Annotated in this window: 22 protein-coding genes; 7 read left to right on the top strand and 15 right to left on the bottom strand. The window is 73.6% G+C overall.

Features of this window, described 5'->3' with window-relative positions; genetic code table 11:
• Positions 1–2: 2 nt before the first annotated feature.
• A complete protein-coding gene (locus ACZ7FF_RS01975) occupies positions 3–917 on the top strand; it encodes a hypothetical protein (RefSeq protein WP_470808661.1) in 915 nt (304 codons plus the stop codon).
• Here ACZ7FF_RS01975 and ACZ7FF_RS01980 read toward each other — a convergent pair.
• Positions 906–1322: a DnaJ family domain-containing protein gene (locus ACZ7FF_RS01980; RefSeq protein WP_470808663.1), complete on the bottom strand. Its 417-nt coding sequence runs from the start codon at positions 1320–1322 to the stop codon at positions 906–908. The two genes, ACZ7FF_RS01975 and ACZ7FF_RS01980, sit on opposite strands and share 12 nt — an antisense overlap.
• A gap of 104 nt (positions 1323–1426) precedes the next feature.
• On the opposite strand from ACZ7FF_RS01980, the gene ACZ7FF_RS01985 reads away from it, so the two are divergent.
• Positions 1427–1819 carry an FHA domain-containing protein gene (locus ACZ7FF_RS01985; protein ID WP_470808665.1) on the top strand — a complete coding sequence of 131 codons (393 nt, stop codon included), beginning with the start codon at positions 1427–1429 and terminating at the stop codon, positions 1817–1819.
• 18 nt (positions 1820–1837) lie between these two features.
• Here ACZ7FF_RS01985 and ACZ7FF_RS01990 read toward each other — a convergent pair whose 3' ends face one another.
• The 3 genes from ACZ7FF_RS01990 to proP all read right to left on the bottom strand — a co-directional run bounded on the left by ACZ7FF_RS01990 (position 1838) and on the right by proP (position 5215).
• Complete coding sequence (locus tag ACZ7FF_RS01990) at positions 1838–2509, bottom strand: O-methyltransferase (RefSeq protein WP_470808666.1); 672 nt, start codon at positions 2507–2509, stop codon at positions 1838–1840.
• Between the two features lie 64 nt (positions 2510–2573).
• Complete coding sequence (locus ACZ7FF_RS01995; RefSeq protein ID WP_470808667.1) at positions 2574–3692, bottom strand: DUF2330 domain-containing protein; 1119 nt, start codon at positions 3690–3692, stop codon at positions 2574–2576.
• 149 nt (positions 3693–3841) lie between these two features.
• Complete coding sequence (gene proP / locus ACZ7FF_RS02000) at positions 3842–5215, bottom strand: glycine betaine/L-proline transporter ProP (protein WP_470808669.1); 1374 nt, start codon at positions 5213–5215, stop codon at positions 3842–3844.
• 392 nt (positions 5216–5607) lie between these two features.
• On the opposite strand from proP, the gene ACZ7FF_RS02005 reads away from it, so the two are divergent.
• Complete coding sequence (locus ACZ7FF_RS02005) at positions 5608–7650, top strand: bifunctional glycosyltransferase 87/phosphatase PAP2 family protein (protein WP_470808670.1); 2043 nt, start codon at positions 5608–5610, stop codon at positions 7648–7650.
• Positions 7647–8009 carry a hypothetical protein gene (locus ACZ7FF_RS02010; protein ID WP_470808672.1) on the top strand — a complete coding sequence of 121 codons (363 nt, stop codon included), beginning with the start codon at positions 7647–7649 and terminating at the stop codon, positions 8007–8009. Before ACZ7FF_RS02005 ends, ACZ7FF_RS02010 begins: the two co-directional genes overlap by 4 nt.
• Here the strand turns inward: ACZ7FF_RS02010 and ACZ7FF_RS02015 are convergent.
• Positions 8006–8371 (bottom strand): ATP-binding protein, encoded by a 366-nt coding sequence (locus tag ACZ7FF_RS02015; protein WP_470809566.1) that lies wholly within the window; start codon positions 8369–8371, stop codon positions 8006–8008. The genes ACZ7FF_RS02010 and ACZ7FF_RS02015 overlap by 4 nt on opposite strands.
• A gap of 128 nt (positions 8372–8499) precedes the next feature.
• Between ACZ7FF_RS02015 and ACZ7FF_RS02020 the strand changes: the two genes are divergently transcribed.
• Both ACZ7FF_RS02020 and ACZ7FF_RS02025 read left to right on the top strand, forming a co-directional pair.
• Positions 8500–9327 carry a helix-turn-helix domain-containing protein gene (locus ACZ7FF_RS02020; RefSeq protein WP_470808674.1) on the top strand — a complete coding sequence of 276 codons (828 nt, stop codon included), beginning with the start codon at positions 8500–8502 and terminating at the stop codon, positions 9325–9327.
• Entirely contained in the window at positions 9308–9565 is a 258-nt protein-coding gene (locus ACZ7FF_RS02025) for a DUF397 domain-containing protein (protein WP_470808676.1), read from the top strand. The genes ACZ7FF_RS02020 and ACZ7FF_RS02025 overlap by 20 nt, the downstream gene beginning before the upstream one ends.
• On the opposite strand, the gene ACZ7FF_RS02030 is transcribed toward ACZ7FF_RS02025, so the two are convergent.
• Positions 9549–10718: a steroid 3-ketoacyl-CoA thiolase gene (locus ACZ7FF_RS02030; RefSeq protein ID WP_470808677.1), complete on the bottom strand. Its 1170-nt coding sequence runs from the start codon at positions 10716–10718 to the stop codon at positions 9549–9551. The genes ACZ7FF_RS02025 and ACZ7FF_RS02030 overlap by 17 nt on opposite strands.
• A 227-nt stretch (positions 10719–10945) precedes the next feature.
• Here ACZ7FF_RS02030 and ACZ7FF_RS02035 point away from each other — a divergent pair, with 227 nt between their 5' ends.
• Positions 10946–12181, top strand: a complete 1236-nt coding sequence (locus tag ACZ7FF_RS02035; protein WP_470808679.1) for a cytochrome P450 — start codon at positions 10946–10948, stop codon at positions 12179–12181.
• Positions 12182–12259: 78 nt separating this feature from the next.
• On the opposite strand, the gene ACZ7FF_RS02040 is transcribed toward ACZ7FF_RS02035, so the two are convergent.
• From ACZ7FF_RS02040 to ACZ7FF_RS02080, 9 genes are all read right to left on the bottom strand, one after another.
• Positions 12260–12958: a YoaK family protein gene (locus ACZ7FF_RS02040; RefSeq protein WP_470808681.1), complete on the bottom strand. Its 699-nt coding sequence runs from the start codon at positions 12956–12958 to the stop codon at positions 12260–12262.
• Positions 12959–13282: 324 nt separating this feature from the next.
• Entirely contained in the window at positions 13283–13699 is a 417-nt protein-coding gene (locus tag ACZ7FF_RS02045; protein WP_470808683.1) for an aggregation-promoting factor C-terminal-like domain-containing protein, read from the bottom strand.
• Between the two features lie 366 nt (positions 13700–14065).
• Positions 14066–14890, bottom strand: coding sequence for an ECF transporter S component (locus ACZ7FF_RS02050; RefSeq protein ID WP_470808685.1), 825 nt, complete (start codon positions 14888–14890; stop codon positions 14066–14068).
• Complete coding sequence (locus ACZ7FF_RS02055) at positions 14887–16674, bottom strand: ABC transporter ATP-binding protein (RefSeq protein WP_470808687.1); 1788 nt, start codon at positions 16672–16674, stop codon at positions 14887–14889. Before ACZ7FF_RS02055 ends, ACZ7FF_RS02050 begins: the two co-directional genes overlap by 4 nt.
• Positions 16671–17798, bottom strand: coding sequence for a CbiQ family ECF transporter T component (locus ACZ7FF_RS02060; protein ID WP_470808688.1), 1128 nt, complete (start codon positions 17796–17798; stop codon positions 16671–16673). The genes ACZ7FF_RS02055 and ACZ7FF_RS02060 overlap by 4 nt, the downstream gene beginning before the upstream one ends.
• Positions 17791–18432, bottom strand: coding sequence for an SCO2322 family protein (locus ACZ7FF_RS02065; RefSeq protein WP_470808690.1), 642 nt, complete (start codon positions 18430–18432; stop codon positions 17791–17793). The genes ACZ7FF_RS02060 and ACZ7FF_RS02065 overlap by 8 nt, the downstream gene beginning before the upstream one ends.
• Positions 18429–19646: a prenyltransferase/squalene oxidase repeat-containing protein gene (locus ACZ7FF_RS02070; protein ID WP_470808693.1), complete on the bottom strand. Its 1218-nt coding sequence runs from the start codon at positions 19644–19646 to the stop codon at positions 18429–18431. The genes ACZ7FF_RS02065 and ACZ7FF_RS02070 overlap by 4 nt, the downstream gene beginning before the upstream one ends.
• A 314-nt stretch (positions 19647–19960) precedes the next feature.
• On the bottom strand, positions 19961–21190 hold the full coding sequence (locus ACZ7FF_RS02075; protein ID WP_470808694.1) for a M23 family metallopeptidase: 1230 nt from the start codon (positions 21188–21190) through the stop codon (positions 19961–19963).
• Positions 21191–21328: 138 nt separating this feature from the next.
• Positions 21329–22372 (bottom strand): ATP-grasp domain-containing protein, encoded by a 1044-nt coding sequence (locus tag ACZ7FF_RS02080; protein ID WP_470808696.1) that lies wholly within the window; start codon positions 22370–22372, stop codon positions 21329–21331.
• Positions 22373–22498: the final 126 nt, after the last annotated feature.

Consider the following 22498-nt stretch of genomic DNA (forward strand, 5'->3'; position numbering starts at 1 on the left):
TCATGTCGGACAGGACGACCGGCTCCGGCGGCGAGCGGCGCCCCACCGGGCGCTTCGCACCCCCGCCGGACGACGAGTGGGCCCCGGACACCGTCTCCGAGGAGCGGAGGGGCAGGCGGCCCACACCGGGCGAGCGGCTGCCGGGCGAGCCGGGGGCGGCCACGTCACCGGACGCGCCCGGCGAGGAAGCCCCGCAGGCGCGGGTGCGCCGGCTGCCCGGCACCGTGGGCCCCGGCGCGGAAGGGCTGACGGCGGACGACCGCGCGCCCCGGGACACGGACCGGCAGCACGGCACGGAGGGCCTGCGCCCCGGGACCGAGGACCTCGGCGCCCAGGACACCTACCCCGAGCAGGGGCGCGCCGGCACCGGCCCGGACGGGCGCGCCGGCGTGCGGGAGACGTCGACGGGGGCGGGCGGCGAGCGGGACCTCGGCACGTCCGCCCCGGGCGGGAACGCCCTGGCGGCGGAGGACCCGATGCCGGAGGACGGACTGGGCGCACCCTCGCCCGAAAACGTGACCGGTCGCGAGGCGGGCAGCACCGAGGCGAGGGGCGCGGACGCCTGGCCGGCGGCCCCGTCCAGCCGGTCCGGTGCCGTCGGTGAGATGGGCGAAGCGCCCTCCGGAACCGGCGCCCCGCTGCTGGCGCACGACGAGACCGACCGCTGGGAGCAGCGCATACGTCAGGTGACCGCCGGGTTCGTGGACGAGCCCAGGGGCGCCGTCGAGGAGGCCGACCGGGCGCTGGAGGAGATCGCCGCGCGCTTCACCGAGGCCGTGACCCGGCGCCGCCGCACCCTGCGCATGTCCTGGGAGGGCACCGAGTCCCGGGGAACGGGTGCCGCGACCGACACCGAGCAGCTGCGGCTCGCCCTGCGCGACTACCGGGAACTGGCCGGACGCCTGCTACACATCTGACGCCCCCGTCCTGAGCCGCCGCCACTCCCGTACGACCTCCTCGACGTCGTACGGCTTCTTCCCCAGCGGAGGACCCGGCGGCGGCTTGAACATCATGTCGCGGATCCTGACGTTGACGTCCTCGATGATCTTCCGGGCCATCCGCTCGGAGGGTGCCGCGTACGCCGCCGTCAGGGCGTCCTCGGCCTCCTTGCGCAGGGCCAGCGCGGGGGGCAGCACCGCCAGCCCCTCGCGCGCCATCTTCCGCTTGACCCACCACAGTTCGTCATAGGTGTGGTCGAGGTCGGCGGGCAGCGGCTCGCCCGCCCCCGGCAGCCGCTCGAACTCCCCGCGTGCCTGCGCCTCCCGGATCTGCTTGTCGACCCAGGACTCGAACGACACGCCCGGTGGCTTTCGCTCGGTCATGAGCCCCATTGTGCCGGACGCGGCCCCGCCGGGCGTTTTATCATTCGGCGGCGGGACGTACGGCAGACCGCCGGCCGCGCAGCATGTTCTCAGGGGGAACGCACGTGCTCGAACTCACCATGGCCACCGTCTCCGGTGCCGACGCGGGCGCCACCGCCGGCATGACGATGGCGGACGCGCCGAGCGAGCCGGGCGCCACGCTGATGGTCGGCCGGGACGCGTCCCTGTGCCGGCTGGTCACCCCCGAGGACTGGCTGTTCATCTCCCGCGTCCACCTGGAGTTCCGCTGCGCGCCCGACGGCGGCTGGCACCTGACCTGGCTGCGCGGCTCGCAGGCCGACCCCGCCTCCGAGGTGCGGCTGACGGTCGGGGAGTACGCGCAGCCCCTCGCCTACGGCGCGACCGTGGCGCTGCCGTACGGCGGGGCCGGGGAGATCGTCGTCCAGGACCGCACCGCGCCGCGCAGCGTCAACGTCGGCTTCTACCACGAGGCCTGAGGCGGCCCCTGGGACCGTTCAGCCCAGCACCCGGGCCAGCGCGAAACCGTCGTGGCCCTTCTGGCCGACCGTCTGGATCGCCGTGCCGGTCAGCCTGGGGTGCGACGCGATCAGCTCGATCGCGGCACGGGTGCCGACCACGTCCGGCTCGGTGCTGTCCGCCTCGGTGACCCGCCCGCCGCGCACCACGTTGTCCACGACGATCAGGCTGCCCGCCCGGGTGAGCCGCAGCGCCCACTCCACGTAGTGCCCGTTGTTGGCCTTGTCGGCGTCGATGAAGACCAGGTCGAAGGGGGCCGGGTTCTCGTCGGCCAGCTTGGGCAGCGACTCCAGGGCCGGGCCCACCCGCACCTCCGCGATCCGGTCCAGGCCCGCGCGGGCCAGGTTGCGGGTGGCCACCTCGGCGTGCTTGGCGCTGTACTCCAGCGAGATCAGCCTGCCGTCCTCCGGCAGGGCACGGGCCAGCCAGATGGTGCTGTACCCGCCCAGCGTGCCGATCTCCAGGATGTGCTGCGCGCCCTGTACCTGCGCGAGCAGCTGGAGGAGCTTGCCCTGCGCGGCGGTGACCCCGATGGGCGGCAGCCCGGCGGCCTCGTTGTCCGTCAGGGCCGCCCGCAACGACTCGTCGTCGGGCGAGAGTTGGCTGATGAAGTAGTCGTCGACGTCGTCCCAGAGCTGCGACCCGCTCATGCGCCTGCTGCCTTTCCCGAGTGTCTGCCTCAATGCCCCATGGCCTGCGCTCCTCGATCATCCCTCAGCCGGGCGGCGCGGAGGGGGAGATCGGCGGCGTTTGCACCGGCGGCGGGGGAGTCACCGGCCGCCGTGAGCGGCGCCCGGCGAGCACGGCGACGGCTCCGGCGGCGACCAGTGCGCCCCCGGCGGTCAGCAGCCAGGCCGGGATCCCGGCGACCTCGCGCAGCTCGTCGTCGTAGATCACCTGCCGCACCGGCGTGTCCGCGGCGGCCCGGCGCAGCTCGTGGTCGCCAAAGATCCGGCCCGGCTCCGGGAACTGCTGGGTGAGGGCCGTCAGGTACGGGGTGCCGTGGGCCAGCGCGCCCAGGGCGTCGTGCCGGGTGCCGAGGCGGCCCGCGAAGACCGTCTGCGGCGGCATGCCGCCGATCGCCGTGCGCGTCTCCATGCGGTGCGCGGCGAGCACGTACAGACCGAGCGACTGCGGGGTGCGGGCCAGCCGGGACAGGCGCATGGGGTAGACGGCGCGGTCGGCGGCGAAGGTGAGGTGGAGCGGGTCGAGGGCGCCGTGCAGCGCGGTGCCCCTGGTGTCCGGGGCGAGGCGTACGGCCACGTACTCCCAGTGCTGCTCGACGTACGGCGCGAGGGCGGTGCGCAGCCGGGACGGAAGGGAGAAGCCGTGGGCGTGCAGCCAGTTCTCCAGGGCGGCCGGGTCGGTGGCGGTCAGCCGGGCCACGTCGAACGGGCCGAGCCGCTGCCGGCCGACCACGCCGACGGCGCCCGCGGGGGGCGGGGCGCCGACGGTGTCGCCGGATCCGGCGAAGGGCCAGTCGCCGCTCCTCGGCCAGAAGTGGTACCGGGTGCGGTGCACCGGGGCGACGGCGGACCGCAGCTGGTCGAAGAGGGCCGGGTCGCCGAGGCGGACGGTCGCGCGGTGCGGCACCGGCATGATCCAGGCCGCCTGGTCGGCGTCGCCGTCGACGGTCAGGCGCATCACGATCTGCTCCTGGCGGCCGTCCCAGCGCAGGATCGACTGCTCGGCGGCGACGGCCAGCCGGGAGGCGGGGTCGGTCACCATGGCGCCGCAGCCGCAGGCGTACGCGGGGGCGACGAGCCAGGCCAGCTGGATGCCGAGCAGGGTGAGCACGACCCCGAGTACGCGTGTGGCGTGCAGCTTGCGCATGAACCGTCCCCCGTGTCGCCGGTGTCAGGGCAACAGACGGCGCCGATGCGGGAACGGTTCCGGTGCGGTGCGGCCCGAAGGGGCGCGGGGAACTGCGCGAAAGGGCACGACGGGCCCGCGGCCGGGGGACGGCCGCGAGCCCGGAGGCCCTAGCCCTGCTCGACCGCCGGGGCCGAGCCGGGGAGCGGGCGGCCGGCGGACTCGGCCATGCGCCAGACCGCGAAGCCGCCGATGACGGCCGCGGCCATCATGTAGTAGGCGGGCATCATCATGTTTCCGGTCAGCCCGATCAGCGCGGTGACCACCAGCGGGGTCGTGCCGCCGAAGAGGGACACCGACACGTTGAAGCCGATCGACAGGGACCCGTAGCGGACCCGGGTCGGGAAGAGCGCGGGCAGCGCGGCCGGCATGGCGGCCGTGAAGCAGACCAGCAGCAGGCCGAGGGCACCCATGCCGAGCGCGACGGCGAGCAGGCTCGACTCGCGGATCAGCAGCAGGGCCGGCACCGACAGCAGCAGGAAGCCCGCGCAGCCGGCCGCGATCATCGGGCGCAGGCCGATGCGGTCGCTCAGCAGGCCGGCGAAGGGCTGCACGATCATCATCAGGGCCATCACGCCGAGCACCACCAGCAGGCCGTGCGTCTCGTCGTACTTGAGCTCACTGGTCAGGTAGCTCGGCATGTACGACAGCAGCATGTAGTCGGTGACGTTGTAGACCAGCACCAGGCCCATGCAGACCAGCAGCGCCTTCCACTGGGCCCCCACCATGTCGCGCAGCGGGACCTTCGGGCGGGCGGCCTCCGCCTTCTCGACCTCGGCCGCGAACGCCGGGGTCTCCTCCAGGCGCATCCGCAGGTAGAGGCCGATCACGCCCATCGGGCCCGCGATCAGGAACGGGATCCGCCAGCCCCAGGACAGGAGGTCGCCGGAGGACAGCAGCGCCGTCATCAGGGTCACCAGGCCCGCGCCGCCGACGTAGCCGGCGAGCGTGCCGAACTCCAGCCAGCTGCCGAGGAAGCCGCGCTTCTTGTCGGGGGCGTACTCGGCGATGAACGTGGTCGCGCCGGCGTACTCGCCGCCGGTGGAGAAGCCCTGCACCAGCCGGGCGGCCAGCAGGAGCAGCGGGGCGCCGACGCCGATCGAGGCGTACGACGGGATCAGGCCGATCGCGAAGGTGCCGACGGCCATCATGATCATGGTGACGGCCAGGACCTTCTGGCGGCCGATGCGGTCACCGAGCGGTCCGAAGACCATGCCGCCGATCGGGCGGACCACGAACGCCGCCGCGAAGGCGCCGAATGTCGACAGCAACTGCGCGGTCGGGTTGCCCGACGGGAAGAAGACCTTGCCCAGGGTGACCGCGATGTAGCTGTAGACACCGAAGTCGAACCACTCCATGGCGTTGCCGAGCGCGGCCGCCGTGACGGCCCGCCGGACGAGGGCGGGATCGGTGACGGTGACGTCGCGGGCCTTCGCGGCCCGTCGGCTCTTCGGATACGGGGTGACGGCAGTGGCGCTGGCCAAAACGGGGCTCACCTACCTTTCGACGGGGACAGGACACGGCCCGGACGGCGGCGATGACGTGCGACGGGCCGAAAACCGACCATAGGCAGTTCCGTGCCGGTCACGTCCCGCACACACATCGATGCATAGTGCAGCTAAAGGGCGCGTATGCAGGTACGTCTGCCCGTTCGGGCAGCGGCAATCCTGTCCCGTGCTGTGATGCTTCTCGCGCCCGCCGGGGGCAACCGGACCCCCCTCGCACTATCGTCTTCCGGACAAAAGGAGAGCGGACGTCAGGTAAATCCACGGTTGCCTGCGTCCCTCTCCGGGGGTCTGCGAGCCTCTTAGGGTTTGTGGGGAGGGAGCCCGGTGCGGATCACGCCCGGGCGGACGGGGCGGGAGGCCGACCAGGCGTGGCGAACGTTGAGCACAGCGGGCGACCGGCGGATGCCTTCGGGGCCAGGGGAGCGGGAGGACGCCTGCGCGCGGCCCGGCTCGGGCTCTGGGCGGTGGCGGCGGTCCTCGCGATCCGGCAGGTGGCCGTCGTCCTCAGCACCCCTAGCGGGGAACGGCTCACCGACCTGGAGACCTGGGTCGGCCCGCACGGCGTGCTGCATGTGAAGGGCTCGCTCTACGACTCGACCCGGTTCACCGGCACCCCCTTCGCCGGCCTGGTCCTCAAACCCCTCACCAGCTCCGCCCAGCAGGCGCTCGGCTGGGGCTGGACCTTCGGCACCCTCCTGCTCGTCGTCGCCCTCGGGCTGGTCGCCGCCCGGGCGCTGCCCCAGCCGGTCAGCCGCCGCACCTCCCTGCTGGCCGCGCCGGTCGCGATCAGCCTGCTCATGCTGTCGCTGCCCGTGCGCAACACCCTGTGGCTCGGCCAGACCAGCATCATCCCGGTCCTGCTGGTGCTGGTCGGCTGCTTCACCGTGCGCGGGGAGCGGGCCAGCGGCCTGTGCATAGGCCTGGCCGCGACCCTCCAGCCCACCGTGCTGCTCTTCGCCCCGCTGCTGTGGTTCACCGGCCGCCGCCGCGCCGCCCTCACCACGACGGGCACCTTCGCCGCCTGCACCGCGCTCGCCTGGGCGGCGCTGCCGCACGACTCCTACACCTACTGGGTGCACCACATGGCCGGTGTGGGCCTCGGCGGCAACGCCGACGCCCTCGGCAACCAGTCGCTGCACGGCGCGCTGCTCCGCACGGACCTGACCGGCCCCCTGGAGATAGCCGTCTTCTTCCTGCTGGGCGCCGCCGTCACCGTCCTCGCCCTGCGCCGCGCCGTCCGCTACGCGCACGACGGACAGCTCCTGCTCGCCGTCGCGATCACCGGCTGCGCCGCCGTGGCCGTGTCGCCCACCACCTGGCAGCACCAGCTGCTGTGGCTGCTGCTCGCGGTGGTCGGCCGGGTCGGCAGGCGGGCCTCGGACCGCTACGTCTGGCCGGTCGCGGTGGTCCTGGTGACCTCCCTGCCCGCGAAGATGATGCTGCCGAACATGCCGGTGGTGTACCCGCTGCGGGACAACCTGGTGCTGCTCGCGGCCCTGGCCGCCGCCACGGCCGTCCCCTTCCTGTCCCGCACCTCGCCGCACTACCAGGTCCCGGTCCCGGCCGAGTACGCCCCCGCGGTCCCCGCCCGCTTCCGCCGCGTCCCCCTGCTGCCCTTCCTCCGCCGGGTCCTCAGCCGCCCGAACCTGCTGCTCGAACTGCTGCTCATACGGGTCGTGTACGCGGCCTACTCCCAGGTCCGGCTGGCCGCGACCGGCGGCAGCAACTCCAAGGGCCGGCTCACCGCCGAGCACCACGGCCGGATCGTCCTCGACACCGAACGCTTCCTGCACATCGACATCGAGCACGCGGTCAACCACGCGGTGGCGAAGATCGACTGGCTGCGGGACTTCTTCGGTTTCTACTACGAGTCCTTCCACTTCGTCGTCCCGCTGACGGTCCTCGGCGTCCTCTACTGGCGCCGCCCGGTCGACTACCGCTGGGCCCGCGCCTCCCTCGGCTTCGCCACCTTCCTCGCCCTGATCGGCTTCTGGCTCTTCCCGCTGGCGCCGCCGCGCCTGATGCCCACCCTCGGCATCATCGACACCGTCCACGGCGTCCAGGACTTCTCCAAGCCGGACTACGGCACCCTGACCGCGCTCACCAACCAGTACGCGGCCATGCCCTCCCTGCACTTCGGCTGGGCCCTGTGGTGCGGCGTGGTCATCGCGGTCATCGCCCCGAAGTGGTGGATGAAGACCCTCGGCCTCCTGCACCCCCTCTTCACCGTCTCGGCGATCATCGCCACCGGCAACCACTGGGTCCTCGACGCCGTCGGCGGCGCGGCCGTGGTGAGCGCGGGCTTCGGGCTGTCGTACCTGTTCCAGGGGCCGCGGGCCCGGCTCGTGACGGCGCAGGCGGCCCGCGAGGAGGCCGCCCTCCCGCTCGCCGTGCAGGAGGGGAAGCCATGACGAAGCTCGTGTCGCTGCCCTCGGGCGGCTCGGGGGAGAACCTCACCTGGTTCGCCACGTCCGCGCTCTTCGACGACGTGGCCGCGTTCATCCTGCGCCAGGTGACGGACGAGCGGGTCAGGCGTGACCTCGTCGCGGGTGCCGCGTCCGGCCACGTGTTCGTCGGGGACCTCCCGGAACCCGACCGCTCGGCCGTCCTGACCGCGTTGCGCGACGCTCTCCCCGCCCACGTGGACGCCGAGATCTACCCACCCGGGGTGACGGCGAGGATGGACGACCCGGAGACCTTCGTCGCGCGCGCCAAGTCACTCGCGACGATGGCCGGCAGAAGCATCGCGCTGAGCACGGCACCCGACTAGCCGGCCCCGCACTCGAACCAGACCGTCTTGCCGCCCCCGGCGCCCGGTGACACGCCCCACTTGTCGACCACGGCGTCGAGCAGCGCGAGCCCCCGCCCGCTCTCCGAGTCGTCCCCGACCTCGCCTCGGGGGCAGGGGAGTTGGGCCGCGCCGTCGGTCACCTCGGCCCGGACCCCGGCCGCCCGCCGGGCCAGCACCACCGTGCAGCGGCGGTCCGGGACGTGCCGTACGACATTGGTGACCAGCTCGCTCACGCCCAGCTCCACGGCGAAGGCCAGCTCGGTCAGTTCCCACTCGCGCAGCAGCGAGCCGACGACGCGGCGGATGTGGCCCACCGAGTGCTCGGCGACGACGAGGTGCATGCGGTACTGGGGGGTGTGGGGAATGTTGAGGTTCACGGTACGAGGCTGACCTGGTGTCACTACGCTGGGCTACGGGACGAATACAACGGGTCCCGCTGTGGACCGAGTTGCCTGAGAGGGGACCGACCGTGGCCCACATCAACACCCTCGACCCGGGCGCCTCACCGCTCGACTACTACGGCTTCGAACTCCGCCGCCACCGGGAGGCGGCCGGCCTGACACAGCGGCAGCTCGGGGACATCATCAACTACACGGGGTCGCTGGTCGGCCAGATCGAGACGGCCAGGAAGGTACCGACGCCGGAGTTCAGCGAGCGGGTGGACGCGGCGCTGGGCACGGGCGGGTTGCTGTCACGGCTGGTCGACCTGGTGCTTCGCAGCCAACTTCCGTCCTGGTTCAGGGAGGTGGCGGAACTGGAGGCGGGGGCGGTGGAAATCTGTACGTTCCAGACGCATGTGGTCCACGGACTACTCCAGTCCCCGTCCTACGTAGGAGCCGCACTCGGAGTTCTGGGCCAGGACAGACTCGGGGATCGCGCCGCCGCTCGGCTGGCTCGTCAGCGCATCTTCGAGAAGAGGGAGCCGCCGGTCTTCTGGATGGTGCTCAGCGAGGCCGCACTGCATCAGGAGATCGGCGGTCGGGAGACGATGCGCGAGCAACTGGTTCACCTGTTGTCCTTCGAGGAGGACGCACGGATCAACGTGCAGATTCTGCCGTACGAGGCAGGTGAACACCCGGGACTACAGGGCTCATTCAACATCTATCGCTTCGCCGGCGACCCGAGCATCGTCTACACGGAGGGATACAGCAGCGGACATCCGACCGCGAACCCGGACACAGTCAAAGACTGCTCGCTCCGTTACGATCATCTTCGAGCCGCCGCGCTCTCGATCAAGGACTCGGCGGGGCTGATCCGACGGGTGATGGAGGACCGCTATGGAGAGCAACTGGCGTAAGTCCAGCTACAGCGGCGACCAGGGCGGTGATTGTGTCGAGTGCGCGCCCCTCGGCCCACTCGCCTGGCGAAAGTCGTCCTACAGCAGTGACTACACCGGCAACTGCGTAGAGATCGCCGACATCCCTTGCGCCAACGTCGCCGTGCGGGACTCCAAGAACCCGGCGGGACCGGTCCTCACGCTCGGCCCCGCCGCGTTCTCCGGCTTCGTGGACTGGGCGGCTACAGCCGCTGGATGATCGTGCCGGTGGCCAGTCCGCCGCCCGCGCACATCGTGATCAGGGCGAACTCCTTGTCCGCGCGCTCCAGTTCGTGCAGCGCGGAGGTGATCAGGCGGGCGCCGGTCGCGCCGACGGGGTGCCCCAGCGCGATCGCGCCGCCGTTGACGTTGACCTTGTCCAGGTCCTGCTCGAAGACCTGGGCCCAGCTCAGCACGACCGACGCGAAGGCCTCGTTGATCTCCACGAGGTCGATGTCCTTCAGGGACATGCCGGCCTTGCCGAGCACGGCCTTGGTCGCGTCGATCGGGCCGTCCAGATGGAAGTGCGGGTCGGCGCCCACCAGCGCCTGGGCGACGATCCGCGCCCGCGGCCTCAGCTTCAGCGCGCGGGCCATCCGCTTGGACGCCCACATGATCGCCGCCGCGCCGTCGGAGATCTGGGAGGAGTTGCCCGCGGTGTGCACCGCCTTCGGCATCACCGGCTTCAGGCCGGCCAGCGCCTCCGCGGTCGTGTCGCGCAGGCCCTCGTCCTTGTCGACCAGCCGCCACATGCCCTGCCCGGCGTGCTGCTCCTCCTCGGTGGTGGGGACCTGCACGGCGAACGTCTCCCGCTTGAAGCGCTCCTCGGCCCACGCGAGGGCCGCCCGCTCCTGGGAGCGCAGGCCGAGCGCGTCCACGTCCTGACGGGTCAGTCCCCGGTGCCGGGCGATCCGCTCGGCGGCCTCGAACTGGTTGGGCAGGTCGACGTTCCACTCGTCCGGGAACGGCTTGCCGGGGCCGTGCTTGGAGCCGGAGCCCAGCGGCACCCGGGACATGGCCTCGACGCCGCAGCTGATCCCGACGTCGATCACGCCCCCGGCGACCATGTTGGCCACCATGTGCGAGGCCTGCTGGGAGGAACCGCACTGGCAGTCGACCGTCGTCGCGGCCGTCTCGTACGGCAGGCCCATGGTCAGCCAGGCGGTGCGCGCGGGGTTCATGGACTGCTCGCCGGCGTGGGTCACCGTGCCGCCGACGATCTGCTCGACCGCGTCGGCGGGGATGCCGGTGCGGCCGAGGAGTTCACGGTAGGTCTCGCCCAAGAGGTAGGCGGGGTGCAGGTTGGCGAGCGCGCCGCCGCGCTTGCCGATGGGGGTCCGTACGGCTTCGACGATCACGGGTTCGGCGGCCATGGGTGCGGATCCTCTCCGAGGCTCTCCTCCAGAACTAGTACGCGTTCTAGTTCTGTGGTGCAGTCTGCTGACGTGACGTCCATCACCGCAAGGGTCTTGCAGGCGCCGAAGTCGCGATCTGCACGAATTCCGCACCGATTGGGGGTGCTGTGCCTCTTGCCAGTTGTAGAACCGGTTATTACGTTCACGGCACTCGCTGATGCTCCGTCAGATGGCTGGAGTCGCCGATGCACTACCCAGCGCTGCCCGACGGGTTCGACCTCACCGACCCCGACCTGCTGCACCACCGCGTGCCCCTCCCGGAGTTCGCCGAGCTGCGCCGCACCGAGCCGGTCCGCTGGATCCCGCAGCCGCACGGGATCGCCGGGTTCGCCGACGACGGGTACTGGGCCGTCACCCGGCACGCGGACGTCAGGTACGTCTCCACGCATCCGGAACTCTTCTCCTCCTCCCTCAACACCGCGATCATCCGCTTCAACGAGCACATCGAACGCGACGCGATCGACGCCCAACGTCTGATCCTGCTCAACATGGACCCTCCGGAACACACCCGTGTGCGCCAAATCGTGCAGCGCGGTTTCACACCGCGGTCCATCCGCGCCCTGGAGGAGCGGCTCCGGGCCCGCGCGCAGGGGATCGTCGCCGCGGCCCGCGCCCGCTCGGGGCCCTTCGACTTCGTCACCGAGGTCGCCTGCGAACTGCCCCTGCAGGCCATCGCCGAGCTGATCGGCGTGCCCCAGGAGGACCGGTCCAAGATCTTCGACTGGTCGAACCGGATGATCGCCTACGACGACCCCGAGTACGCGATCACGGAGGAGGTCGGCGCGCAGTCGGCCGCCGAGATCATCGCCTACGCGATGAACATGGCCGCCGAGCGCAAGCGGTGCCCGGCCCGGGACATCGTCACGACCCTGGTGGCGGCGGAGGACGAGGGCAACCTGAACTCCGACGAGTTCGGCTTCTTCGTGCTGATGCTGGCGGTCGCGGGCAACGAGACCACCCGCAACGCCATCACGCACGGCATGCACGCCTTCCTCACCCACCCCGGCCAGTGGGACCTCTTCAAGCGCGAGCGCCCGGCGACCACCGCCGAGGAGATCGTGCGCTGGGCGACCCCGGTCAACTCCTTCCAGCGCACCGTCACCCAGGACACGGAACTGGGCGGTGTGCAGCTGCGCAAGGGCGACCGGGTGGGCCTCTTCTACGCCTCCGCCAACCACGACCCGGAGGTCTTCAGCGACCCCGACGCCTTCGACATCACCCGCGACCCCAACCCCCATCTGGGCTTCGGCGGTGGCGGCCCCCACTACTGCCTCGGCAAGTCCCTCGCCGTCCTGGAGATCGACCTGATCTTCCACGCGATCGCCGACGCCATGCCGGGCCTGACCCTCGCCGAGGCCCCGCGCCGGCTGCGCTCGGCCTGGATCAACGGCGTCAAGGAACTCCGGGTCACGACCGGCTGACCCGCGCCACCGGCGCACCCCGAGGGAGGCAGGAGCACCCCTACGCCCCGGTTCCTGCCTCCCCCGGGGTTCGCCCGCTCACTCCCGTCCGGACGCCGTCACCGCCAGCACCCCGGAGACCACCGCCGCGAGCAGCAGCGGGATGCCCAGGCCGTGGTGCAGGACCAGCCATGCGCCGAGGCCCGCGCCGACGAGCATCGCGACCACGGAGGCGGTGCGGCGCGGGGAGCGGTGCCCGGTGCCGTCCCCGAGACGGGACTCGGCCGCCAGGCCGGTCAGCGTCATCGTCAGGACGGTGGTCGTCAGGTCGGGGACGCCCAGTTTGCGGACCGTCGCGTTGCGCAGGCCCATCGCGAAGGCCGTGAGGGCGATGAGGGCGTAGACCGTGCCGGTGTCGCCCGGCCACACGAAGGCCGCCGCCGCCGAGGCGCCCACCAGGGCGGCCTCGGCCGCCAGCGTCAGCCGCGCCCACCTGCGGCGGGAGCCCCTGCCGAGGCGGGCCGCCACCCGGCCGCCCACCGTCGCGCCCAGCAGGAAGCAGACCAGTGAGGTGGCGGTGTGGGGGACGGAGAACCCGGGGGCGCCGGCCGCCGCGAAGCCCAGCACGACCACGTTGCCCGTCATGTTGGCCGTGAAGACCCGGCCGAGGCCCAGGTAGCTCACGGCGTCGATCAGGCCGCTCACCACGGTCAGCGCGAGCAGCACGACCACCAGCCGCAGCCCGTGCGCCTCCGGGTCCGGCGGGTCCGGTGCGGTCGTCGGCTGCGGCGTCGTCATGGGGACAACTCCACCACGCGCGCGGGGAAATCCAGGATCTCCGGGTGGAGCGTGTCTCCGTGCACGCTCCCGGATGCGGCGCGGGGAAGGCGCAAGTCCGGTCGTCGGCAGCCGTGTTGAGGGGGAGGCCGGGGGCGGCAGCCGGGTCGGGGTGGGCCGGGGTCTGCCGGGCGGCAGTGCCCGGGCATGCGCGCGCACCCTCGCCGGACGCGGGGCGAGGGTGCGGGTGCTCGTGTGGGGCCGTCGACCGTCAGGGGTCGTACCGGGCGGCCCTGCCCGGAGCGCGCGCTGGTTCAGCGGCGGTGGGGCACAGCGTCGGCCGGCTCAGTACCAGCCGTTGGCCTGCCAGAAGCTCCAGGCCTTCACGGGGCTGCCGTAGCGGGAGTTCATGTAGTCCAGGCCCCACTTGATCTGGGTGGCCGGGTTGGTCTTCCAGTCGGCACCGGCCGAGGCCATCTTCGAACCCGGCAGGGCCTGGACCAGGCCGTAGGCGCCGGAGGACTTGTTGGTGGCGGAGGGGTTCCAGCCACTCTCGCGCGAGACGATCTTGCTGAACGCGTTGAACTGCGCGGCGTCCGGGATCATCTTGTGCGCGATCGCCTGAGCGGAGGAGGCCGTGGCGGGGGTGGCCGCCTGGGCGGGCGCCGCGCTCAGCGCCAGACCGGCAGCGGCGGCGGCCACGGCGGCGGTGCTGAGAGCCTTCTTCGGGGAAGCGATGCGGCGGATGAAGGAGACGGACACGGAGAACCTCTTGCGTCGGGGACAGGGGGTCGCCCGCATCGTGTGGACCACGCGCTGTGGCCGGTATGCGTCGGCGCCGCGGCCCGGGTGGGCCTGTGGCGCCTGGCGACGTCGTCCAGATAAGCAGCCGCAAAACCCGTCCGCAATGACCCCTTTTACTAGTTGTGGCCGGATGGAGGGGATACGTCTTCTCTGTGACGTGGGTCGCAAACCGCAGGTCAGCGGGGGTACCACGACGGACATATCGGACAAGTCGCTCTACGAACGCACATCGTAGGTGATGTGGGTCATGTGGGGTGCTTCACCGCCCCGCTCGCGTGGCGGATACGAGCACTCACACAGCGGTGCCGACGGATGTGCCGCCGGTCACGCGGCGGGGTCCTCGAATGTGACCGCGGTCTCGAAGGCGGCCCGCCGGGTGGCCCGGCGCAGCGCCCGCAGCACCGCCGGGCCCAGCGCCACGGTCAGCACCACCGTGCAGACCGCCCGGCCCAGGTCCCAGCCGAGCGACGTGGCCAGGCAGTAGGCGACGAAACGGGCCAGGTTCGCGGGGACGGAGGCGTGCGGGTGGAAGGAGATGTCCGAGGCCGCGGCGCCCAGGAAGGGCCAGCCGGCCATGTTCATGATCGTGCCGTAGGCGAGGGCCGCCACGAAGCCGTAGCCCGACAGCAGCAGGACCTCGGCCTTCCCGCGCAGGCGCACCGGGCCCGGGAGCAGACCCGCGCCCATCGTGAACCAGCCCATCGCCAGCATCTGGAACGGCAGCCACGGCCCGACCCCACCGGTCAGCAGCGCGGACGCGAACATCGTCACCGAGCCCAGCGCGAAGCCGAAGCCCGGGCCGAGCACCCGCCCGCTGAGCACCATCAGGAAGAACATCGGCTCGATGCCGGCCGTGCCCGCGCCGATCGGGCGCAGCGCCGCACCCGTCGCGGCCAGCACGCCCAGCATGGCCACCGCCTTCGGGCCGAGGTCCGACTCGGAGATCGTCGCGGCCACGACGGCCACCAGCAGCACCAGCAGGCCCGCGAACAACCACGGCGCGTCCTGGGCGTGGGCGCTCAGCTGCGAGGTGGGCGGGGCGAGGAAGGGCCAGCCGAAGGCGACCACCCCGACCGCGCCGACCAGGGCCAGGGCGGCGACGGAGCGGGGGCCGAGGCGGACGGCCCGCACCCGTGCGGAAGCGGTCACGCCAGGGCCTCCCTGACCTCGGCCACCGTCAGCCAGCGCTGCGGGGCAAGGATCTTCGTCACCTGCGGGGCGAAGGACGGGGAGGACACCACGATGTCCGCCGTCGCGCCGTCCGCGATCACCTCCCCCTCGGCCAGCAGCACCACCCGGTGCGCGATCTCGGCGGCCAGCTCCACGTCGTGCGTGGCCAGCACGATCGCGTGCCCCTCGGCGGCCAGGCCGCGCAGCACGGTCGCCAGGCGGGCCTTGGCCGCGTAGTCCAGGCCGCGCGTCGGCTCGTCGAGGAGGAGCAGGGGCGGGCGCGCGGTCAGCACGACGGCCAGGGCGAGCGCCAGGCGCTGGCCCTCCGACAGGTCCCGCGGATGCGTGCCGTCGGTGATCCCCGGCAGCAGCTCCGACACCAGCGCCCGGCAGGTGCCGGGTGCCGCGCCCGCGTCACGGTCGGCCGCCGCGCACTCGGCCTCGACCGTGTCGGCGTACAGCAGGTCCCGCGGTTCCTGCGGGACCAGGCCGACCTTGCGGACGAGGTCGGGGGGCGGGGTGCGGTGCGGGGCGGCTCCGCCGACGTGCACCGTGCCGGAGGTGGGGGTGACGAGTCCGACCAGTGAGCCGAGGAGGGTGGACTTGCCGGCGCCGTTGCGGCCCATGAGGGCGATGGTCTCGCCGGGGGTGACGGTGAGGCCGACCTCGCGGAGGGCGTCGACGCGGTCTCGGCGGACGGAGAGGGAGGTGGTTTCGGCGATGTGCGTGTGCGGGGTCTCTTTCGGGGGGCGACGGCGGAACAGGCGCCGCTGTGAGGGTGCGGGGTGCTGTCGCTGGGCGGGGGTGGGCTCCGCCGGCCCGCGCTCGCGGGGTGCCCCGTCGCCCACCCCTGCCGCCCCAGCGGCAGGACTGCCCGCTGCCGCGGAGGCGTTGTCGCTGCCCGCAGTGGCGGCGGCGCGGGGGGGCGTGGTGGGGGTGGCGCCGGTCGCGGTGAGGCGTTCTCTCAGTGGGGCTGCTTGGCGCCGGGCGTTTCTTATGGTGAGGGGGAGGGGGGTCCAGCCGGCCAGGCGGCCCAGGGCCACGACCGGGGGGTAGACCGGGGAGACGGCCATCACCTCGGCCGGGGTGCCGATGACCGGGGGTTCGCCGGGGGCCGGCAGCAGGACGACGCGGTCGGCGTACTGGACCACGCGCTCCAGGCGGTGCTCCGCCATCAGGACCGTCGTGCCGAGGTCGTGCACCAGCCGCTGGAGCACGGCCAGCACCTCCTCCGCCGCGGCCGGGTCCAGCGCCGAGGTCGGCTCGTCGAGGACGAGCACCTGCGGGTGCGGGGTGAGGACCGAGCCGATCGCGACCCGCTGCCGCTGCCCGCCGGACAGCGTGCCGATCGGCCGGTCCCGCAGCCCGGCCAGGCCCAGCAGGTCCAGCGTCTCCTCCACCCGGCGCCGCATCACCTCCGGGGCGAGACCCAACGACTCCATGCCGTAGGCGAGTTCGTCCTCCACGGTGTCGGTCACGAAGTGGGCCAGCGGATCCTGTCCCACCGTGCCGACCACGTCGGCGAGTTCGCGCGGCTTGTGGGTGCGGGTGTCGCGGCCGGCCACCGTGACACGGCCCCCGAGCGTGCCGCCCGTGAAGTGCGGGACCAGCCCGCTGACCGCGCCCAGCACGGTCGACTTGCCGACCCCGGACGGCCCGACGAGCAGCACCAGTTCGCCCTCGGGCACCTCGAAGTCGACGCCGCGGACGGACGGCCCGGCCGCGCCGTCGTACGTCACGCTGACATGCTCGAAGCGGATCACGACGGCTCCTCGGGTACGACGAACGCGGGCAGCAGCGCCAGCAGGACGGCCGCGGCCGGCCACAGCGGCAGGGTGGGGGCGACCAGCGGGACGACCCCCGGGTGCAGCGCCTCCGGATCACGGGCCGCGGCGAGCGTCAGCAGCGCGGCCACCGCGACCCCCGAGCCCGTGACCAGCCAGGCGCGCAGGTCCCACGGGTCGGGCCGGTACCGGGTGCGCAGCGAACGGCGCCCGCCCAGCCGCAGCCCGGCGAGCGCGGCGGCGACCCCGGCGAGCAGCAGCGGCACGCCGTACGTCCCGCCCTCCGCGGTGAGCAGCCCGTACGTGCCCGCGCACACGCCGAGCAGGCCGCCGAGCGTGAGCGCGGCCGTCGTACGGCGGACCCGGGCGGGCACCTCGGCGCCGCGGCCGTAACCGCGGGCCTCCATCGCGGCGGCCAGCGCGACCGAACGCTCCAACGCGCCCTCCAGGACCGGCAGTCCGACCTGGAGCAGGCCCCCTACGCCCCGGTCCGGGCGGCCGCGCAGCCGGCGGGCGGCGCGCAGGCGCTGGACGTCGGCGATGAGGTGGGGGGCGAAGGTGAGGGCGACGACCACGGCCACGCCCGTCTCGTACAGGGCGCCGGGCAGGGACTTCAGCAGCCGCGACGGGCTGGCGAGGGCGTTCGCCGCGCCGACGCAGATCAGCAGGGTGGCCAGTTTCAGGCCGTCGTACGCGGCGAAGACGAGGGCTTCGGCGGTGACCGCGCCGCCCAGCCTGATGCCCTGCGCCCAGTGCGGGAGCGGGACTTCGGGGAGGGTGAGCAGGACGTGGGTGCCGGGGATGGGGGAGCCGAGTGCCACCGCGAAGAACAGGCGGATGAGGAGCACGGCGAAGGCGAGCCTGGCGAACGCGGTGTAGGAGCGGGACCAGGGGGCCGAGGAGCGGTGGGTGGCCACGACGTAGGCCGACGCGGCTATGAGGAGCGCGAGCAGCAGGGGGTTGGTGGTGCGGGTGGCCGCGGTCCCGAGGGAGATCGCCCAGATCCACCAGGCGCCCGGGTGCACCCGGGCCCGGTACCGGTGGCGCACCGGGGCGGCGCCGGGAACCCCGCGGCCGGGCGCGGACGGTGCGCCCTCACGCATCGCGGCGCCGCCGGGCCTGCCACACCGCCGCTCCCGCCAGGAGGGCGACGACTCCCGCGCCGATCGGCAGGCCCAGCGAAGGCCCGCCGTGGGAGCCGGACTTCGCCGGGGCCGCACTGCTCCCGCCCCCGGCCGAGACCTGCTCCCCGCAGCCCTTGTGCGGATACCCGGCGATCGCGCACAGCAGGGCGTTGGTGTCGTAGCGCAGGGGCTTGGCCACGGCGGCCACGGCGTCCGCCGACGTCGCGTCCGTACCGACCCTCGCGCAGGCCGTGCGCGGCGCGGGCGGGGTCTCGCCGGACGGCGCGTCCGCGGGCGTGCCGAAGTCGAGGACCAGGGCCACCCGCTTCGTACCGGACCTGGCGGGCGTGCCCGCGCAGATCGTGCCGAAGTCCGCCGTGCCGCGCGGCCGGGTCGCGTCCGAGGAGTCGGCGCTCACCGCGAAGCGGAAGCCCTCCACGGAGCCGTCGTCGGGCTGGACGCTCGACGGGCCCTGGGTGGCGTACGTCCAGTGGCCGCCGGAACGCTCCCAGAACGACCAGTAGCGGTAGCCGGTGGCCCGCGCCGGCCCGGCGCAGAGCGCCAGGGCGAGCGCGGCCACGAGCAGCGGAACCGCACGGCGGACGGCGGTCACGGCCGGCGCTTCTTGCGGCCGCTGAGCAGGAAGCCGACGCCGATGCCCGCGACGAGGCCCACGCCGACGATCCACCAGACCGCGGTGCCCGAGTCGCCGTCGGACGCCTTGGCCTTGTGCTCGGCGGTGGCGTCCATGTGCGGGGCCGGGCCGAGGTCGTTGAGGGAGCGGACCAGGCTGGTGCCGCCGAAGTCGCCCGGCTGCGCGCCGATCGCGTGCGCGGCGAGGATCAGCTGGGCGTAGGCGGCCGGGCCGCTCTGGGTCGCCCACTGGGTGGCGTTCTTCTCCAGCCAGGCGTACGCCTTCTTCGCCGGCTCGGTCCGGCCGTCCGCGGCGAGCGCGACGACCGTGTCCGCCGTGTTGCCGAAGTCGGGCTGGTCCTTGGCGCCGGGCAGCGCGGACTGGAGGTGGCCGCTCTTGGCGACGGCCGCCGCCAGGTAGGCGCCGGCGTTGTCCGCCACCTGGGCCGGGGCCGGGTGGCCCGCCTTGGCGCAGGCGTCCTTCGCGGGGGACTTGCCTGCCTCGGCCACGAAGCCCTTGCCGAGCGCGCCCAGCACACCGGCCGCCGTGGCGTCCGCGTTGGCGACCAGCTTGCCCTTCTTGTCCGGCTGGTAGGCGAGGGCGCCGCCGCCGTCCTGGTCGCAGGGTATGGACCAGGTGGACAGCAGGTCGTAGGGGGACTTGCCGGACTTGCGCAGCCCCGCCGGGTCCGTGCCGGCGGCCGTCAGCGCGCCGATCACGACGGAGGTGGAGTTGGTGTCGCTGGGGCTGCCGGGGGAGTAGCCCCAGCCGCCGTCCTTGTTCTGCACGGACTTCAGCCAGCCGACCGCCTTGCCGACGGTGCCGGCGTGTCCGCCGACCGCCCGCAGGGCCTGGACGGCGGCGGCGGTGCTGTTGGTGTCCACCATGGTCTTGGCGTCGCAGGCCTTGGCCGGCTCCGCGCGGAAGGCGGCGAAGGAGCCGTTCGCGCACTGCTGGCCGGTGAGCCAGTCCACGGCCTGCGCGGCCGGGCGGTAACCGAGGGTCCGCTGGGCGACCAGGGTCAGCGACTGGCGCCACACGCCGTCGTAGGTCGGGTCGGACTTGCCGTACAGCCCGGCCGGCAGCGTCACCTTCGGGGAGGCCGACGGGGACGGTTCGGCGGCCGTGGCGGGCGCGGCTGCGGCCACCACGCCTATGGCGGCGAGAGCCGCGGCACTGCGGCGGACGTTCATGGTCGGCGACTGCCTCTCCCTGCAGGGGGGCCGGGCAGCGCGCGGGAGGACCACGGGCGGCTCGGCTCCGTATACCTCGACGGTGCCGTGCGCGGCCGGCGGCCGGGCACGCGAGCCGGTCAACTTACCGTCCGGGGCAGTCCGGCTCACCGCCCGGGGGACGGTTCACGGTTGCGGGTCAGCGCCGGAATTGCACCGGCTTCCCCCCGTACGGGTGTGATGACGACTCCGCCACTTTACCGGCAGCCCGGCGCGGCCCGAGGGGTGGCCGTGCACACAGCGGGACGGTGACGCGGGTCACGCGTGCGCTGCGCCTACGTGCGGACGATCCGGCCCCTGTGCAGCGGACCCTGGACGCCCTGGAACTCCAGGTCGAGGCCGAGCCCGTCGCGTTCGGCGTGGATGTGGAGGTGGGGCTCGGTGCTGTTGCCGGAGTTGCCCACCTCGCCGAGCACCTGACCGGCACGCACCCGGTCGCCCTTGGCCACGGTCACGGTGCCGGGGCGCAGATGGGCCAGCTTGACGATCTCGGAGCCGGTGTCGATCCACACGTGGTTGCCGTAGACCGGCTGGTAGCGGACGGTGCGGGGGTCCTGGTCGGCGATGTGGTCGGCGGCGGAGACGACCGTGCCGTCGCAGGGGGCGTACAACGGCTGTCCGTGGATGAGGTAGCTCTCGTTCCTGCCGGACACGTCCTTGGTCCGGGCGCGCCGCCGGCTGCCGCCGGGGCCGACCTGGATCACGTCCAGGGCGCCGCGCTGTTCGGGGAAGGGCACGTGGTGGTTCAGGCTGCGTCCGCCGCCCTGGACGATGAACCAACTGCCGCCCCGCAGCGGGAACACGAGGGGCCGCGACACGGGCACGCCCCAGCGGTGGCGCCGTGCCCGCACCAGGAGCACACCGAGCCCGGCGGTCAGCAGCGCGCCCACCACCAGGTCGCCGGCGGCGCCCCCCGACGTGGGCAGGCCGGGCAGGCGCCAGGCGGAGGCGAGGGCCACGAACGCGCCGGCCCCCAGCGGACCGCGCACCCACCTGGGCTCCGCGGTGGTGGCGCGCCAGCCCGCCAGGAACAGGTAACCGGCCGCGACGACCAGCAGCCGGCCGAGCCACGCGAGCCGGGACGGGGCGTCCCAGCAGGCGTGGATCCGTAGGGCGAACAGAACGGCCAGCACGGTCCACGCGAGCGCCGACCGGACGCCGACGGGAATCCGCACCCGCGGCGGCCGGTGCGTGCCCGGAGCGATCAGGAGCCCGCCGAGTTCACGGCCGTCCCGGGTGGCGGCGAAGGCGAGAGCCCGCCCCTCGGTGCCCTCGATGACCAGTCCCTCGGGGCTGTCGCGCACACCGGTGACCTCGCCGACGCGGCCGAGCGTCGCGTTCACGACCTCGTCGAGCCGCTCCCGGCCCACGGCGGCGACCACGCGCGGCGCCAGACGCTCCCGCTCCGCGGGGTCGGCGGTGAGGAACCGGTACAGGACGTCCGCCTCCGCACCCTCCGGCACCGTCCGCCGGCCGTCCGCCGGTTCCCTGGTCGTGTCGGGCATCGGGAGGAACTCCTTCGTGGACGGACCTCCAGGGGCCCGGGCCGCTCCGGGCGCGGCGTCTGGAGGGGCACGGACGCGCGGTGCACAAGTGTATGGAATGCACTTTTGACCGAACTTCCGCCCCCACGAGCCGAGTTGTCAGGCAGCCCGGGCCGGTGGTGGTGTGACGGCGACGGTCAGGCACCGCGTCAGGCGGTCGAGCGCCTGCCCGCACTCCGTGGCGTCCTCGCCCGTCACCAGCCAGTGCGCCAGCCGGTCGGCGACGCCCGCGTACGGGGCCGCCGTCACCAGGTCGCCCGCCCGCCGGGTGAGGACCAGGCGCTCCAGGGCGGGCTCCTGTGCGGCGGCGGGGTGCACGTCCAGCCGGGCGACCCGGCCGCTCGCCGCCGGATAGGCGAACTGGACGGCGGCCGCCCGCTGCCGGGTCGGTGTGACGTCCGCGGGCGCGCCACAGGCCAGGTCGGCCGCGGCCCGCGCGAGGTCGACGCCGGTGGCCCGCTCCACGAGCAGCGGGACGAGGTCGCCGGGCAGGTGCGGGGCGACACCGGCGACACGGGGGCCGCGCTCGGTGAGGCGCAGACCGATGTGGGCGACGGTGTGGCTCAGGCCCAGGGCACGCACGGTCCGCCGGACGGTCTGGCGCAGGAACGGGTTGTGCAGCAGCCCGTCGTGGGCGTGGACCGAGTGCCGCAGGGCCTGCTGGGCGGGCGGCGGGCCCGGGTCCGTACGGGTGAGCGCGGCGATGCGGACCTCGTCGTCCAGGACGACCGTCTCGGCGGACACCAGCGGTGCCGCCAGGTCCTCCGGCCCCGCCGGCGGCACCTTGTGCCGCAGTAGCAGGTCCGCCAGCGCCGCCGGGTCGGCGCAGGCCGCGGCCGTCCCGTACGGCGGGCCCGGTAACCCCAGCCGGCCGGCGATCCGTGCGGCGGCCGGCAGCTGCCGGGCGGACCAGGTGAGCACGCCGCCGACGCCGTGCCGGGCCGCGTACCGCGCCACCGCCTCGGCCGTCTCCGCCTCCCGGTCGGGGTCGGCCGCGAGATGGCCGGCCAGGAAGGGATGCGCCCAGCGGGGCGGTGCGGTGCCGACGAACAGCACCGGGCGGGCCGCGGCGATCCGGGCCAGCGCGAACCGCCCGTACGACGCCCTGCGTTCGACGCCGAGCAGGAGCACGGGCTGCGGCATCGGGGCCTGGACCTTCCGGGAGAACGCGGACGGGGGGCGCCCCGGATGCCGCTCCCCCGTAGCCGGCACCCGGGGCGGTCGGCTTGCTCTCTGTGCCGCGATCCTCACCCACCGCACTGTCGACTG

The sequence above is a fragment of the Streptomyces sp. NPDC037126 genome, assembly GCF_055605965.1.